At 63.4% G+C, this 16,638-nt stretch carries 12 protein-coding genes; 7 read left to right on the top strand and 5 right to left on the bottom strand.

Translation table 11 applies throughout. The annotated features are described in order from the left end of the window. Positions 1 to 77: 77 nt before the first annotated feature. Positions 78 to 1,034, bottom strand: a complete 957-nt coding sequence (gene fmt / locus AC07P1_RS24575) for a methionyl-tRNA formyltransferase (RefSeq protein WP_494698306.1) — start codon at positions 1,032 to 1,034, stop codon at positions 78 to 80. 2 nt (positions 1,035 to 1,036) lie between these two features. Then, positions 1,037 to 1,579 (bottom strand): peptide deformylase, encoded by a 543-nt coding sequence (gene def, locus AC07P1_RS24580; RefSeq protein ID WP_494698307.1) that lies wholly within the window; start codon positions 1,577 to 1,579, stop codon positions 1,037 to 1,039. A gap of 244 nt (positions 1,580 to 1,823) precedes the next feature. Here def and AC07P1_RS24585 point away from each other — a divergent pair, with 244 nt between their 5' ends. The 6 genes from AC07P1_RS24585 (at position 1,824) to AC07P1_RS24610 (ending at position 9,420) form a co-directional block, all read left to right on the top strand. After that, positions 1,824 to 2,927 carry a LysM peptidoglycan-binding domain-containing protein gene (locus tag AC07P1_RS24585; protein ID WP_494698308.1) on the top strand — a complete coding sequence of 368 codons (1,104 nt, stop codon included), beginning with the start codon at positions 1,824 to 1,826 and terminating at the stop codon, positions 2,925 to 2,927. Positions 2,928 to 2,935: 8 nt separating this feature from the next. Then, positions 2,936 to 4,066, top strand: a complete 1,131-nt coding sequence (gene dprA / locus AC07P1_RS24590; RefSeq protein ID WP_494698309.1) for a DNA-processing protein DprA — start codon at positions 2,936 to 2,938, stop codon at positions 4,064 to 4,066. A 77-nt stretch (positions 4,067 to 4,143) separates the two neighbouring features. Beyond that, a complete protein-coding gene (locus AC07P1_RS24595; protein WP_209725183.1) occupies positions 4,144 to 4,608 on the top strand; it encodes a Smg family protein in 465 nt (154 codons plus the stop codon). A gap of 272 nt (positions 4,609 to 4,880) precedes the next feature. Beyond that, positions 4,881 to 7,574, top strand: coding sequence for a DNA topoisomerase III (locus AC07P1_RS24600; protein ID WP_494698310.1), 2,694 nt, complete (start codon positions 4,881 to 4,883; stop codon positions 7,572 to 7,574). Positions 7,575 to 7,762: 188 nt separating this feature from the next. Continuing rightward, positions 7,763 to 8,071, top strand: coding sequence for a helix-turn-helix domain-containing protein (locus tag AC07P1_RS24605; protein ID WP_494698311.1), 309 nt, complete (start codon positions 7,763 to 7,765; stop codon positions 8,069 to 8,071). Beyond that, positions 8,068 to 9,420: a HipA domain-containing protein gene (locus AC07P1_RS24610; protein ID WP_494698312.1), complete on the top strand. Its 1,353-nt coding sequence runs from the start codon at positions 8,068 to 8,070 to the stop codon at positions 9,418 to 9,420. The genes AC07P1_RS24605 and AC07P1_RS24610 overlap by 4 nt, the downstream gene beginning before the upstream one ends. Positions 9,421 to 9,456: 36 nt before the next feature. Here the strand turns inward: AC07P1_RS24610 and AC07P1_RS24615 are convergent, their stop codons facing one another. Continuing rightward, positions 9,457 to 10,146 (bottom strand): hypothetical protein, encoded by a 690-nt coding sequence (locus AC07P1_RS24615; RefSeq protein WP_494698313.1) that lies wholly within the window; start codon positions 10,144 to 10,146, stop codon positions 9,457 to 9,459. Positions 10,147 to 10,371: 225 nt separating this feature from the next. On the opposite strand from AC07P1_RS24615, the gene AC07P1_RS24620 reads away from it, so the two are divergent. Beyond that, complete coding sequence (locus AC07P1_RS24620; RefSeq protein ID WP_494698314.1) at positions 10,372 to 11,913, top strand: methyl-accepting chemotaxis protein; 1,542 nt, start codon at positions 10,372 to 10,374, stop codon at positions 11,911 to 11,913. 100 nt (positions 11,914 to 12,013) lie between these two features. On the opposite strand, the gene AC07P1_RS24625 is transcribed toward AC07P1_RS24620, so the two are convergent. Next, positions 12,014 to 15,586 carry a M1 family aminopeptidase gene (locus AC07P1_RS24625; protein WP_494698315.1) on the bottom strand — a complete coding sequence of 1,191 codons (3,573 nt, stop codon included), beginning with the start codon at positions 15,584 to 15,586 and terminating at the stop codon, positions 12,014 to 12,016. 9 nt (positions 15,587 to 15,595) lie between these two features. After that, positions 15,596 to 16,489 (bottom strand): ABC transporter ATP-binding protein, encoded by an 894-nt coding sequence (locus tag AC07P1_RS24630; protein WP_471704193.1) that lies wholly within the window; start codon positions 16,487 to 16,489, stop codon positions 15,596 to 15,598. Positions 16,490 to 16,638 lie beyond the last annotated feature (149 nt).

The following is a 16,638-nucleotide window of genomic DNA, read 5'->3' on the forward strand; positions in this document are numbered from 1 at the left end:
GTGCTTCCAGGCGAGGCTGGAAGCGGGGGAACCATCATAACGTGCAATCCGAGAGCTTGCTTGAACCCGCCCAGGACTTACTCGAAAGTAAGATTTTCCAGCGGAAAACCCTTGATGAACTCGGCGGCCGGCAGGCGTTTGCCGCCCGGTTTTTGCAGTTCCGTCAGGCGCAGCGCGCCGACGCCGCAGGAGACCACGATGCCGTGTTGCGCGTCGGCCGCCAGCACCTGGCCGGCCGGCGTTTTGCTGTCGGCCTCCACCACTTCGGCGCCCCATAGCTTGACGTTGACGCCGTTGACCGTGGCGTGCGCGCCGGGGAAGGGATTGAAGGCGCGGATCTTGCGGCCGATCTCGACGGCGGACTGGCCGAAGTCGAGCGCCGCTTCCTCCTTGCTGATCTTGGCGGCGTAGGTGACGCCTTCCTCGGGCTGCGTGACCGCTTCGAGCTGGTTGTGCTCCATCTTGCGCAGCGCCTCGACGATCATCTTGCCGCCCAGCGCGGCCAGCTTGTCGTGCACCATGCCGGTGGTGTCGCGCTCGCCGATGGCGACGCGCTCGATCAGCAGCATCGGGCCGGTGTCCAGGCCTTCCTCCATCTCCATGATGGTGATGCCGGTTTCGTCGTCGCCGGCCTCGATGGCGCGGTGGATCGGCGCGGCGCCACGCCAGCGCGGCAGCAGCGAGCCGTGGATGTTGAGGCAGGGTTTGATGTCGAGCGTGCTGCGCGGCAGGATCAGGCCGTAGGCGGCCACCACCATCACGTCATACGGCGTCGACAGCAGGCGCGCGTGGGCGGCCAGCGCCTCCCCGGCGCGCTGCGGGTCCTTGCTGTCGGTGCGCAGCGATAGCGGCTGCAGCACCTCGATGCCGTGCGCGACCGCGTATTGCTTGACGGCCGACGGTTGCAGATGCATGCCGCGACCGGCGGGGCGGTCGGGCTGGGTCAGGACCAGCGGGATTTCGAAGCCGGCCTCGTGCAGGGCTTGCAGTGCCACGGCGGCGAACTCCGGGGTGCCGGCGAAGATGACTTTCATAGTCAGTACCGACGGCCCTGCGCGCGTAGTTGCGCTTCGCGCTCGAGGCCGCGCTCTTCCTTGATCATCTTGGTCTTGATGCGGTTGCGTTTGAGCGGCGACAGGTATTCGACGAAGACCTTGCCCAGCAGGTGGTCCATCTCGTGCTGGATGCAGACAGCCAGCAGGCCATCGGCTTCGACCTCGAACGGCTGGCCCTTGACGTCGAGCGCGCGCACCTTGATCCGGGCGTGGCGTTCGACGCCGTCGTAGACGCCGGGCACCGACAGGCAGCCTTCGTCGTAGACTTGTTTCTCGTCGCTGGCCCAGATGATTTCCGGGTTGATGTAGGTGACCAATGCGTCCTTGGTCTCGGTGATGTCGATGACCAGCAATTGCTCGTGCACGTCGACCTGCGAGGCGGCCAGGCCGATGCCGGGCGCGTCGTACATGGTTTCGGCCATGTCGGCGACCAGTTGCTCCAGGCGCGCGTCGAAGACGGTGACTGGCTTGGCGACCTTATGCAGGCGCGGATCGGGGTAACGCAGAATATTTAAGATGGCCATGTCTGTACTGTGTTGATAACTATGTGATTGCCTTGATAACGCGCGGCCCTGGAAGACGGTTGCCGCGGCGATTTCCCCCACCAAAAATGCAACAGCCGCGCTGCTTGCCGTAGCGCGGTTTCGCTTGCTAGTTCAGGGTTTTATGGGCAGAATTTGATTCAAATTAGCAACCTTATCCTCTGATAAGGACACTGCTTGCTGTTGTGTGCCGGCGCTGTTGCTAGCGCATCTACCGGACCTACTAATGAAAAATTTTAGCACAGTCGGCACCCGCTTAGTATGGACGGCGCTATTTTGCGGCGTGGTGGCGGCGCCGGCGGCCGCGCTCACGTGCGAGTTCCGGGCCGACGCCCCCGACCAGCACACGGTGGTGCGGGGCGATACGTTGTGGGATATTTCCGGCAGATTCCTGCAACAGCCATGGTGCTGGCCGACCGTCTGGGGCATGAACCGCGACGAAATCGCCAATCCGCACTGGATCTACCCGGGCCAGATCATCTGGTTCGACCGCGCCGCCGGCCGCCTGCGCCTGGGCAACAGGATCGACGCCAATGGCGGCAACGATCCGGCCACCCAGCGCCGTTCGCCGGGCGTGCGGGTCGAGGGCTTGGGCAAGGACGCGGTGCCGTCGATACCGGCCGGCGTCATCGAGCCCTTCCTGAGCCAGCCGCTGATCATCGAAAACGACGAACTCAAGGGCGCGCCGCGCATCATCGCCACCCAGGACGACCACGTGTTCATCGGCAAGGACGACAGGGCCTACGTCCGTGGCGAGCTCAACGGCAATACCTCGTTCCAGGTGTTCCGGCCGGGTAACCCGCTGCGCGACCCGGTGACCAAAGAGGTGATCGGCCACGAGGCTTTCTATTTAGGCACGCTCAAATTGCAGGCCGCCGCGCAGCCCGCCGGCGGCAGCGATGTGCACACCTTCGTCGTCGCCAGCGCCAAGGAGGAAATGGGCAAGGGCGACCAGTTGCGCGCCATTCCGCCGATGCCGATGCAGAACTACGTGCCGCATCCGCCCGAGCAACCCGTGGAGTCGCGCGTGATGGCCATCTACGGCGGCGTCACGCACGCTGGCCAGAACCAGGTGGTCAGTATTAATCGAGGAAAGCTTGACGGACTCGATGTCGGCGCCGTGCTGCAGCTGTACCATGCGGGAAGAACTGTTCGCGATTCCACCGCGCCGAAAAGCTGGCTGGGGATGCGCGAACAGCAGGTCAGGCTGCCGGACGAGCGAGTGGGCACCCTGTTTATCTTCCGCGTGTTCAAGCATATTTCCTACGGCTTGATCATGCAGGTGACGGCGCCGGTGGAAGTGGGCGACGTCGCCAAGTCGCCGGAGTAACCCCCGCCGTGCAAGCCACGGAAACCCCCACCCCTGCCACGGCGCCCGCGCTGATCGCGTGGCTGCGCCTGGAGCGCACCGAAGGCGTAGGCCTGCTGAGCGCGCACCGGCTGCTCGACAAGCTGGGCTCGCCGCAAGCCATCTTCGACGCCAGCCGCCAGCAATTGCTGGCGCTGGTCAAGCCCGACCAGGCCGACGCCTTGCTGCGGCCGCCTTCGTCCGCCGAGGCGGACGCCTTGACGGCCCGGGCCGACGCCGTGCTGGCCTGGCGCGAGCAGCCGGGCAACCTGTTCCTGACCTTCGACCATCCCGATTATCCGGCGCGGCTGCGCGAGATCGGCGCCGCCCCGCTGATGCTGTACGTCAAGGGGCGCGCCGAGTTGCTGACGCGCACATCGGTGGCGGTGGTCGGTTCGCGCAACGCCAGCGTCCAGGGCATGCTCAACGCCGAGCGCATGGCGCACGCGCTGTCGGACGCGGGCTTGACCATCGTCTCCGGCCTGGCGCTGGGCATCGACGCGGCCGCGCACGCGGGCGGCCTGTGCGGCGCCGGCGGCACCCTGGCCGTGATCGGCACCGGCGCCGACCGCATCTATCCCGCCAGCAACGGCCACCTCGCGCGCCGGATCGCCCACGAGGGGTGTATCGTCAGCGAGTACCCGCTCGGCACGCCGCCGTTGCGCGATAACTTTCCGCGCCGTAATCGCATCATCAGCGGGCTGGTGCGCGGGGTGCTGGTGGTGGAGGCGGCCGCCAAGTCCGGCTCGCTGATCACGGCGCGGCTGGCCATCTCCCAGGGGCGCGACGTGTATGCCATGCCGGGTTCGGTCCACGCGGCGCTGGCCAAGGGGTGCCACCGCTTGATACGCGAGGGCGCCAAGCTGGTCGAGACGGCCGCCGATGTGCTTGACGATATGCAAATGGCAACCGATGGCATGGCCGGCGCCCGGCCCGCGATCGACGACAGCTTCGTCGATCGGGTGCTCGACGCCATCGGCGAGCATCCGGTCCGCGCCGACACCCTTGCGGTCATGCTGGGCCAGTCCGCCGCCGAGCTGCAGGGGCAGTTGCTGGCGCTGGAATTGGCCGGTTTGCTGGAGCGTTTGCCGGGCGGAATGTTTCAAAGGTTGCGTGCGTGAAGGGGGCGAACTGGCAAACCGCTAGGCAAGCTGTGCGGTACTTGTGTCCGATCTGTTTTAACTGATAGAGTAGAGCCATGTTCGACATCCTTGTTTATCTCTACGAGACTTATTACCGTCCCGATGCTTGCCCCGAACCGGCTGCGTTGGCCAAGAAGCTGTCGGCTGTTGGTTTTGACGATGTCGAGATTTCCGAGGCATTGGTCTGGCTTAACGACCTGACGGCCATGGCCGGCGTCGAGCATTCGCTGACGGCCGCCTCGACCGGCACCCGCTTCTATGTCGAGGAAGAGCAGGACGTGCTGGGCACCGCCGCCATCGGCTTCATTCAGTTCCTCGAATCGGCCAAGGTCTTGTCTCCGCTGCAACGTGAAATCGTTGTCGAGCGGGCACTGGCGCTGGAAGAGGCGCCGGTCACCCTGGGCAAGCTCAAAGTTATCGTGCTGATGTTGCTCTGGAGCCAAGGCAAGGAACCGGACGCGCTGATGTTCGACGACTTGTTCGGTTCGGACGAAGACCAGGCGCCGCGCCTGCTGCACTAATAAGAACAGCCGGCGCGCCCGCCGGCGACCGTTCTCCGTTCCAAAAAGCAACACATTCGTCACTTCTTAGCCATACGTTGGCGATATATCACGCCGGCCTGCCGCGCGGTTTGCTTGCAGTCCTGCCGACAACCCGCTTATCATTTGCGCTTTGACAAGACTGTCACACTCCGGCCTTGCCATCGGCGGCGCAAAAGTGCAGACTGCGGCGCGATCCATGTATGATGCGCATGCTGTACCCACCCCAAGTGTTAAAAAACGAGATACGAAATATGACGAAAACCCTCATCATCGCCGAGAAGCCTTCTGTCGCGAACGACATCGCGAAGACGCTTGGCGGCTTCACCAAGCACGATGAGTACTTTGAATCCGACGAGTACGTGCTGTCCTCCGCCGTCGGCCACCTGCTGGAAATCGCCGTGCCCGAAGAGCACGACGTCAAGCGCGGCAAATGGAGCTTCGCGCACCTGCCGATGATCCCGCCGTACTTCGCGCTCAATCCGATCGCCAAGACCGAGGCGCGCCTCAAGGTGCTGAACAAGCTGATCAAGCGTAAAGACGTCACCACCCTCATCAACGCATGCGACGCGGGCCGCGAAGGGGAACTGATCTTCCGTTTGATCGCCCAGAACGCCAAGGCCAAGCAACCGGTCAAGCGGCTGTGGCTGCAATCGATGACGCCGGGCGCGATCCGCGAAGGCTTCACCCATCTGCGCACCGACGAGGAAATGCTGCCGCTGGCCGACGCCGCGCGCTGCCGCTCGGAAGCGGACTGGCTGATCGGCATCAACGGCACCCGCGCCATGACCGCGTTCAACTCGAAAGAGGGCGGCTTCTACCTGACCACCGTGGGCCGCGTGCAAACGCCGACCCTGTCGATCGTGGTCGAGCGCGAAGAGAAGATCAAGAAATTCGTCGCCCGCGACTTCTGGGAAGTGCGCGCCGAGTTCGTGTGCGCCGCCGGCGTGTATGAGGGCCGCTGGCTCGACACCAAGTTCAAGAAGGACGAGACCGATCCGGAGAAGCGCGCCGAGCGCCTGTGGAGCAAGGCCGCCGCCGATTCGATCGCCATGGCCTGCCGCGGCAAGCAGGGCATCGTCACCGAGGAAGCCAAGCCGACCACGTCGATGGCGCCGGCGCTGTTCGACCTGACCAGCCTGCAGCGCGAGGCCAACTCGCGCTTCGGCTTCTCGGCCAAGAACACCTTGGGCCTGGCCCAGGCGCTGTACGAAAAGCACAAAGTGCTGACCTATCCGCGTACCGATTCGCGCCACCTGCCGGAAGACTACATGCCGACCGTGCAGCAGGCGCTGGAAGTGGTCAAGGAAAACCCGAACTACCACCAGTTCGCCAAGCAGATCCTCGACAAGGGCTGGGTCAAGCCGAACAAGCGCATCTTCGACAACACCAAGATCTCGGATCACTTCGCGATCATCCCGACCACGATCGCGCCGAAGAACCTGTCCGAGCCGGAACAGAAGCTGTACGACCTGGTCACGCGCCGCTTCATGGCCGTGTTCTTCCCGCCCGCCGAGTTCCAGGTCACCACCCGTTATACGGAAGTGTCCGGCCATCAGTTCAAAACCGAGGGCAAGGTCATGACCAACCCGGGTTGGCTGGCGATCTACGGCAAGGAAGCGTCGACCGACGATGACAAGGAAGGCAACGCCAACGGCAATCTGGTGCCGGTCGCCAAGGGCGAGAAGGTGCTGACCGACAAGGTCAACGCCAACGGCCTGGTCACCAAGCCGCCGGCGCGCTACACCGAGGCGACGTTGCTGTCGGCCATGGAAGGCGCCGGCAAGCTGGTCGAGGACGACGAGTTGCGCGACGCCATGGCCGGCAAGGGCCTGGGCACGCCGGCGACGCGCGCGGCCACCATCGAAGGCTTGCTGACCGAGCGCTATCTGCTGCGCGAAGGCCGGGAACTGATGCCGACCGCCAAAGCGTCGCAGCTGATGACGTTGCTGCGCGGCCTGGGCGTGAACGAACTGACCGCGCCGGAGCTGACCGGCGAATGGGAATACAAGCTGTCGCAGATGGAAAAGGGCAAGATCTCGCGCGAGGAATTCATGCGTGAAATCGCCCAGATGACGCAAGTCATCGTCAAGCGCGCCAAGGAATACAACAACGACACGATCCCCGGCGATTACGCCACGCTGACGACGCCGTGCCCGAACTGCGCCAGCGTGGTCAAAGAGAACTATCGCCGTTTCGCTTGCACCAAGTGCGATTTCTCGATGAGCAAAACGCCGGGCAGCCGCCAGTTCGAGATCGAGGAAGTCGAACAGTTGCTGAGAGAACGCACCATCGGTCCGCTGCAAGGTTTCCGCTCGAAGATGGGACGTCCGTTCGCGGCCATCCTGCGCATCGTGCGCGACGAAGAGATCAAGAACTTCAAGCTGGAGTTCGACTTCGGCCAGAACGACGATTCGGAAGACGCGGAAGCGGTCGACTTCACCGGCCAGACCCCGCTGGGGCCTTGTCCGAAGTGCGCCGGCGGCGTGTACGAAATGGGCCTGGCGTATGTGTGCGAGAACAGCGTCGCCAAGCCGAAGACGTGCGACTTCCGCAGCGGCCGCATCATTCTGCAGCAGGAGATCTTGCCCGAGCAGATGGCCAAGCTGATCAACGAAGGCAAGACCGATCTGTTGCCGGGTTTCGTCTCGCAGCGCACGCGTCGTCCGTTCAAGGCCTTCCTGGTCAAGGGCAAGGACAACAAGATCAGCTTCGAGTTCGAGGAGCGCAAGGCCAAGGCGCCGGCCAAGGGCAAGGCCGCGGCCGACAAGTCGGCAGCGGTAGCGGACGAGGGCGCCGACGGCGCGGCGGCCGACGCGGCGCCGGCCAAGAAAGCGCCGGCCAAGAAGGCCGCCGCCGCCAAGGCCGCGCCGGCCAAGAAAGCGGCTGCGAAGAAAGCGCCGGCAAAAAAAGCCGCGCCGAAGAAGGCCGCCGCGACCGCCGAGTAAGCTTCGGCAGGCACACATAAAAAAGGACCGTCGAAGGTAACTTCGCGGTCCTTTTTTTATCGATGCTATTGCATCGTTTTTCTTGAATTCTTGCATTGGCTCGATGAAAACGATGCAATTGCATCGTTTAATTGTTCCGTTTTCGACTTTGATGCATAATCGATGTAATTGCATCGATAGAGGTCGATATGCTTCTCAAAATCAAAACGCCGGGTGAGCTTGGCTTGCTGATGCGCGCAACGCGCAAGCAGCAAAAGGTCAGGATCGATGACGTCGCCGGTAGCGCGGGGGTCGGCCCCGTATTCGTCCGCGAGGTCGAGCGTGGCAAGGAAACCGTGCAACTGGGTCGCGTGCTGCAGGTATTGCACGAGCTGGGAATCGAACTCAAGGCGGACGTTTCGGACGACGTCATGGCCGCGTTCGAACAGCTCAAAGCGACTGGCGTCAAGCCGCTTGTCCCGCGCAAATTTTCCATGGCGCCCAAGGACAAGGAATGACCGTGCGCCAGTTGGAGGTCATTGTCAATCGCGATCTGGTTGGCTGGCTGCGCGAGGAAAACGATCTGTGGCAGTTCGAGTACACCGCTGAGTGGCGCGCTTCCGCCACCGGATTCGACCTGTCGCCGGCACTGTCCCGCGACCCGGGGTTGCACATCGACGGCGCCTCCACCCGTCCCGTGCAATGGTACTTCGACAATCTGCTGCCAGAGGAAGCGTTGCGCATTACGATCGCAAAAGACGCCAATCTGAATGCCGAGGACGCATTCGGACTGCTGGCATATTTCGGTGGCGAGTCCGCCGGTTCGCTGGTGCTGCGCAATCCTGGCGCACCCGAGGAGGCCGGACATGGCGTGCGTCCGTTACCGTTGGCCGAATTGAATCAGCGCATACTCAACCTCGCTCACGCGCCGCTGACCAAGGATGCGCCCAAGCGCATGTCGCTGGCGGGCGCCCAGCACAAGATGCTGGTGATACGCGACGGCGACGACCTGTACGAGCCGCTGCCGGCCACGCCCTCCACCCAGATACTCAAGCCCAACCATCCAAGCGGGGATTATCCTGCGTCGGTGATGAACGAATACTTCACCATGCGCCTGGCCCAGCGCGTGGGCATGAACGTGCCGGGCGTGCATCGCCTGTACGCGCCACAGCCGGTCTATTTGATCGACCGTTTCGACCGCGTTCGGCCTGCGAAATCCGGCGGCGATGCGGCCGCGAAGGCTGAGCTGGTCAGGCGGCGTCATGTGATCGACACCTGCCAGCTGCTCAACAAGGCACGCAATTTCAAATACTCCGCCGCCCATCTGGACACGCTGGTGGAGGCGATCGGACTATGCCGGGCGAAAGCGGCGGCGCGGCTGCAGCTGTACCGCTGGGTGCTGTTCAACATCCTCGTCGGCAATGGCGACAACCATTTGAAGAACATTTCGTTTACGGTCGACGCGAACGGCATCGACGTCGCACCGGCCTACGACATGCTGTGCACGACCGTGTATGACACGCGCGCCTTCGCCGCCGAGAACGCCAAGTGGCCGCGCAGCGAGTTGGCCTTTTCGCTGCCGGGCATTCGGAACTTTGGCGACGTGCGGCGCGAGCACGTTCTCGCCGCGGGCGCCAGTCTGGGCCTGGCGCGCGCGACCGCCCTGCGGGAATTGGATCGCTTGCTGACCGCGCTTCCGGCGGCCGCCGACAAATTGATCGAAGAGATAGAGGCCGGTAGCCGCCAGGAAGCCGACCGCAGTCCCGACCCGGTCGCCGCCGGCGCCCACATCGCCGGCGAGCTGCGCCTGCTGCGCGCGATCAGGCACGTCGTGCTCAATGACATGTGCGTGCAGTTGGCGCAGTAACTCTGGCGCCGAGATCAACCGATCGCAGCAGTTCCCTTATTTCAAATCCTCGGTCTCGAAGTAGACAGTGCCCTCGATGGCGCTGACGGGCACGTGCAGCGCGTCTGCCAGCGCCCGGTCGGAGGGCTGCCGGAGCGCGGGTTTGTCCAGCGTGATGGCGGCGGCCGGCGCGTGGGTGGCGGCGGTATAGGCGATGATGTGGTCGAAGTCCGGCCGGCTGTCGATTTGCTTGATGAGGTAGCGCTGCTTGCCGCCGCCGATCTGCATATAGCTGGCGCTGGCGTTGGCCTTCACCACCGGCGACAACTGGCGGTAGACGATCACCTGGTCGACCACGATGGTGGCCGCGGCGTATCGCGTCGAGCCGCCGCGCTCGAAATGACCCTGGACCAGGTCGGCGTTGAAGCGGCGCAGCGGCGCGGCCGATCCGGGCGCCAGACGCGACAGCTCAAATTTTTCCGGCGCGATGGTCCACAACGCGGTCTTGCCGTCGAGCCGGGCGCGCAGCGCGGCATCGGTCGCCGGATCGGCCACGTGCACCCGCAAGATCACCTGATAGTCGTGCGGCGCATGAAACAGCGGCAGATGGGACGCGTACAGTCCCTCCTTGCCGCCGAACAGCGCCATGCCATGTTGTCCATGGGTGGCGTCGGCCGCATGGGCGGCGTTGGCGGTCAGCGCCAACGAGAAGAGGGCGGTTTTGCACCGCTGGTGAAAGGTCGTCATGCCCACGATGGTAAGTGGTCCGGCATCGCCGGTAAAGCCTGTTGAAATTAATTTTTTGACATATTTAACGACCTATTATCACAATTCTTTATTACAGTAGTAAATTAGTTGCTGTGCTAAACTATTGATTCTTTGGGGCAATTCACTCCTTCTGCCCGATTCGCGGTTCTCAAACGTCGCACCGCTTCTTTATTCCAGATACTGCCCTGACCGGCAACTTTTACCATGAAAAATTTGAAAATCGGCACGCGCCTCGCCGCAGGCTTCGGTTTGGTCCTCGCCATGATGACTTTGATGACGGTGATCGGCATCACGCATATGCAAGACGTGGCCGAGGCCACCCGTGACATGATGCAACAGCCTTTAGCCAAGGAACGCATGATCAGCGACTGGTACCGGTTGATCCACACCAGCGTGCGCCGGACGTCGGCGATTTCGAAGAGCTCCGATCCGTCGCTCGGCCCGTTCTTTGCCGAGGAAACGGTCGCCTCCACAGCAGAGGTCAACGGCTTGCAAAAGAAGGTCGAGCCGCTGCTGGAGACCGAGCAGGAAAAAGCCCTGTTCGAGCAGATGATGGCCAACCGCAAGCGCTACCTGGCGTCGCGCGACACCATCGTCAAGCTGAAGAAGGAAGGGCAGCTCGAGCAGGCCAACGAGGTGCTGGACCAGCGCTTCACGCCGGACGGCAAGGCCTACCTGGCCTCGCTGAGCGGCTTGCTGGACATGCAGCGCAAAAGCATCGACGCCAACGCGGCCGAGATCGAGACGATCTATCAGAACAGCCGCCAATTCATGATCGTGTTCGGTCTGGTGGTGCTGGCGCTGGGCGTCGGCTGCGCCTGGCGTTTGACGCGCGGCATCACCGTGCCGCTGAACCAGGCAGTGGACATCGCCGTGGCCGTGGCCAACAAGGACCTGACGTCGACCATTGAGGTCGGCAGCACCGACGAGACCGGACGCCTGCTGCAAGCGCTGCGCTCGATGAACGACGGCTTGATCGGCATCGTCAACGACGTACGCCATGGTACGGAGAGCATTTCGACGGCGTCGAGCGAGATCGCTGCCGGCAATATGGACCTGTCGGCCCGCACCGAGGAACAGGCCTCCAGCCTGGAAGAGACGGCCGCGTCGATGGAAGAGTTGACCTCGACCGTCAAGCAGAACTCCGACAACGCCCGCCAGGCCAACCAGCTCGCGGTGAAGGCGTCGGAAGTGGCGCGGCGCGGCGGCACGGAGGTGGCCGACGTGGTCGAGACGATGGAAGCGATCAACGGCTCGGCGCGCAAGATCGTCGACATCATCAGCGTGATCGACGGCATCGCCTTCCAAACCAACATCCTGGCCTTGAACGCGGCGGTGGAAGCGGCGCGCGCGGGCGAGCAGGGACGTGGCTTCGCGGTGGTCGCCAGCGAGGTGCGCAGCCTGGCGCAACGCAGCGCCACGGCCGCCAAGGAAATCAAAGCGCTGATCGACGACTCGCTGGAGAAGGTCGACGCCGGCAGCACCCTGGTCACGCAAGCGGGCATGACGATGAGCGACGTGGTCGACAGCATCCAGCGCGTCACCGACATCATGGGCGAAATCAGCTCGGCCAGCCACGAGCAGAGCGCCGGCATCGAGCAGGTGAACCAGGCAGTGATCCAGATGGATCAGGTCACGCAGCAAAACGCCGCGCTGGTGGAGGAGGCCGCCGCCGCCGCCGCCTCGCTGAACGATCAGGCCGATGACTTGCGCGCCATCGTCAACATCTTCAAAGTTACCGCCTAAAACAGCGGGGGTCAGGTCCGACATTCGGACACGGGCCCGTCCGTAAAGCGTTTATACGGACCAGGTCGTGTCCGAATGTCGGACCTGACCCCCGCAGGTTTTATTGCGCTTGCAGCTCGACGTTGACCATGTTGTCGTCGGGCTTGCGGTCGATGAGCTTGTTGTCGGGGTCGATGCCGGCCTTGGCCGGACGGCCGCTGACGATGACCGTGTAGCTGTTGTCCTTGCGGTCGATCAGCTTGCGCTCGCGCACCAGGCTGTTGCCGTCCTTGTCGTCGACGCCGACGTCGATGTAGTCCTTCAACGCCACATCCCGCTCCTCGCCCTGGTCGTTGGCGCGCACCTTGGCCGCGCTGACGACGAAGCTGACTTCGTATTTGCCATCGTTGAGCTTGCGCGCCGTCGCCGATATCCCGTGGTTTTCATATAGCACGATGTGGTTGAACAAGTCGTCGATCAGGTAGGCGTATTCCTGCGGCGTGATGGCGCGCAGCGCGTCGACCAGCACCGTGACGCTTGGATACGGCCCGCCACTGCGCCCATGTTTCGCCAGCAGCTCCTTGAGCGCGCCGTTGATCCTGGCCTCTCCCAGGATGTCTTGCAACTGGTACATCGCCAGGCTGCCCTTGCGATACTGGATGTAGTTCTGGTTTTCGTTGTCGGCCAGCGGCAGTTCCTTCTTGCGCTCCAGCGCGCGTCCCAGCAGGTATTGGTGCAGGTCGTAGTGCAGGAAACGGCGCATTTTGCTGGCGCCGAAATTCTTTTTCATCACCATCAACGCCGAGTATTCGGCCAGCGTTTCGCTCAGCACGCTGCCGCCGCGCGTGCTGCCGGCGACCAGTTGATGACCCCACCACTGGTGCGCCATTTCATGCGCGGTGACGTAGAACGGGTAGTCGATGTCCTTCGGATTGCCGTCGTCGACCTTGGCGATGAAGCCCAGCGATTCGGCGTACGGAATCGTGTTCGGGAACGATTGCGCGAACGTGGCGTAGCGCGGGAATTCGACGATGCGCACCAGCTTGTGCTGGTACGGTCCGAAGTTGCGCGTGTAGTAGTCGAGCGATTCCTTGATGCCCTGGTTCATCCGCTCGAGGTTGTATTCGTGGCCAGGGTGGTAGTAGATCTCGATGCCGACATCCTGCCACCAGTCGCGCTTGACCAGATAGCGCGCCGACTGGAAGGCGTAGAAGTTCAGGATCGGCTGGTCCATCTTGTAGTGGTAGTAGTGCCGGCCCTTGCTGCTCCAGTCCTTGACCAGCGTGCCCGGCGCGATGGCCATCTGGTCGGCGCTGGTGCTGACGATGGCGTCAAAGTTGATCCAGTCGGCGTCGTTGCCGCTGAAATTGTTGGCCAGGCCGCGTGCGTCGTCGCGCGGCAACATGCGTTCGCGCGCGGCCAACTGGTGCTTCTTGCGGTCGCGCGCGTCGCTCAGTTCGTTCTCCTGCTGGTAGCCGATGCGCGGCAGCACGCTGTTGTTGAAGAAGGTGCCGTTGTGGACGACCGGCGTGTCCTGGCCCATGCCGAAGATGCCCGTCGGTACGTAGTCGACCTCGAACTCGAGCGCCATCCGCGCGCCCGGCGCCAGCGGCTTGGCCAGCTTGTAGGTGTAGAAACCGAGGTCGGTGTCGCGCAGGCCCGCGCGCACTTCCTGGCTGAAGCGCGCCTTGTAGCCGGTGGCGTCGGCGTCCTGCTGGATGATGATGTCGCTGACCGCTTGCGCGGTTTTGTTTTGCAGCACGTAGCGGCCCTTGACCTTGAGGCTGCGTTGCGCCGGCGCGATGGCGACGTCGAGCTTGACGTCGGTGATGCGCGGCTGCGGCAGCGCCGCGTATTGCTTGTACTTGCGTTCGTAGTCGGCGCGCTCGGCGTCTTTTTCGTAGGTCGATTTGTAGCAGTGGACGATGTGCGTGTTGTAGAACAGTACCGCGCCGGCGCCGGCGAAGACCAGCGCGCCGGCCGCCATCGTGGCCAGCACCGGCCTGGTCAGCGCGTGGCGCGCCAGTTGCATGCGCTGGCGCCAGCCGTCGTTGGTGCCGCGCGCCCAGAACAGCAGCGAGCCGACCACCAGCAACAGCGCGGCGCCGCCCCAGTACGCCTCGAACCAGCGCTCGCGCGGCAGGTAATGGCCGTAGCCGTTCATGGCGGAATAGATGAAGTGCGGCATGGTGCCGTAGGCCAGCAGCGGTTCGTCCACGCCCATAGAGCTCATGGTCAACATCGCGACGTAGTACATGATCATCGCGAAGTAGGCCAGGTAGCGTTGGTTGATCAGCACCTGCAGCGCGATCGCCAGCACCGCCGCCAGCGCGTAGCCGGGCAGCTGGATCAGGAACAGCTGGTGCAGGTACAGCCCCGGCTCCAGGATGAAATAGCCTTTGCAGATCTGGATCGCCATGCCGCACAGCATGACGACCAACATCAGCAGGGCCTGCAGGCCGATCAGCGCGAACAGCTTGGCCAGCAGCGGCAGCCAGCTCGGGATCGGCAGCGCGTCGAGCATCTGCGCCATGCGCGCCTCGCGCTCGCGCCAGATCAGCTCGCCCGCGTAGAAGGTGGTGATCACCAGCATGAACAGCTCGAACGTTTCGGTCACCGAGTCGAGGATCAGGTAGGTGGCCGGGTAGGTGTTGGTGCCGAACATCGATCCCATGTCCAGCGCGCTGGCGAACATCATCAGCACGCCGGCCAGCACGATGACGACGAAGTAGATGTTCTTGGTGGTTTCCCGCAGGTTCAGCCAGCTCATCTTGATGAGCAGTCCGGCCAGGCTGCGCGATTTGAAGTCCGGCGTTTCCTGGGTGTTGGTCGAGACGGCCGACAGATGCGGCGGCTGCTCGCCCTCGCCACGGCTGGCGCCGCTGTCGACGGTGGCGATGAAGTGGAAGCGCCAGTAACCCAGCAGCAGGCCGGCCAGCGCGAACGACGACCACAGCGCGCGGTTGAGCAGGTACACGCCCTCCGGCCAGACCATGCGCGTGTTGCGCTCGATGATGGGCCAGTATTCGGTCAGGCGCAGCACGGCGGTGGTGCCGAAGGGGTCGATCAGCGCGGCCAGCGTTTTGTAGTCGAGGTCGCGCGCCAGGCCGGGGGCGACGATGTAGCCGATCAGCATGACCACGCTGCTGATGTAGACCGGCAGCATGCGCCGCGTCAGCGCGGCCAGGATGAAGAACACGGCGCCGAAGATGAAGATGTTGGGCAGGATGACGACAAGGTAGGGGATCAGGTAGCCCAGCGGCCCCGGCAAGCCCAGCCGCTCCGGGTCGATGCCAGGCAGCATGCTGCCCAGCCAGGCGCCGAGGATGATGCTGGTGAAGATCACCGCCAAGGTGAAATAGGCGCCGAGGAAGCGGCCGAACATGTACTGGTGCTTCTTGATCGGCGCGCTGAAGAAGAAGTGCTGCATGTCGTACTCGAAATCCTGCTGCACCGAGCGGCCCATCATGGCCGCGATCACCACCACGCCCAAGGAGCCGAGCGCGCTGACGGTGAACATCAGCGAGCGCGGCGAATTGATCGCCAGGCTGCCGAAGGTGACGTGGGCTTCCTTGAAGAAGCCGCCGGCGGCGGCCATCCACAGCAGCGACAACGACAGGAACCCGAGGAAGTAGACCCAGGTCGACAGCAGCTTGAGGCGCTGGCGCGCTTCAAAAAAGGCGATGGCGAACATGCGGCCGCCTTAGTCGCAGGTGGCGGCGGCTTGGTGGCGGCCGGCGATGGTGGCGAAGTAGACATCCTCGAGGTCGCCGATGGCCTCCTCGAAACCGTCGCCGGGATCGTTCTCGCTGTAGACGTGGATCAGGGTGCGGCCCGACAGCAGGCGCGACGAGATGACCGGGTGGCGCAGCTGGAACGATTGCAGGTCGCGCTTGTCGATGAAGCGGGCCCAGATTTTGTCGCTGACCTCGTGGATCAGTTCCTGGGTCGGGCCGCACAGCAGCAGGTGGCCCTTGTTGATGATCGCCATGTTAGCGCAAAGGTCGGCGACGTCGCTGACGATGTGGGTCGACAGGATGACGGTCTTGTCCTCGCCGATGTCCGACAACAGGTTGTGGAAGCGCACGCGCTCTTGCGGGTCGAGGCCGGCGGTCGGCTCGTCGACGATGATCAGTTTCGGGTCGCCCAGCAGCGCCTGGGCGATGCCGAAGCGCTGGCGCATGCCGCCGGAAAAGCCGCCCAGGCGCTGGTGGCGCACGTCGAACAGATTGGTTTGCTGCAGCAGGCCGTCGACCACCTCGCGCCGGCGGTTGCGGTTGGACAAGCCTTTGAGCTCGGCGAAATGGTCGAGCAGTTCGTAGGCCGTCACCTTCGGGTAGACGCCGAAGTCCTGCGGCAGATAGCCGAGCAGGCGGCGCACTTCGTCTTTTTCGTCGAGCACGTCGATGTCGTCGAGGAACACCGAACCGGAATCGCATTCCTGCAACGTCGCCAAGGTCCGCATCAGGGTCGATTTGCCGGCGCCGTTGGGGCCGAGCAAGCCGAACATCCCGGTGGGGATGGTAAGCGATATATTGTCCAACGCCACGACCCCATTGCCGTAGGTTTTAGACAAGTTGCTGATGCGTAATTCCATGCTGACTCCTGAATGATTCTGCCGCTGCACAACCAGCATTTCTGCACGGCCATACACTTTTCACATGATGGCATTGTATTGAATTTGTTCTATACATGGGGCGCCATTGCGATGGGCGGCGGAAACTGCGCGCCAGACTGCGCAAACGG

This window comes from Duganella sp. GW821-FHT07F09 (genome assembly GCF_059418705.1).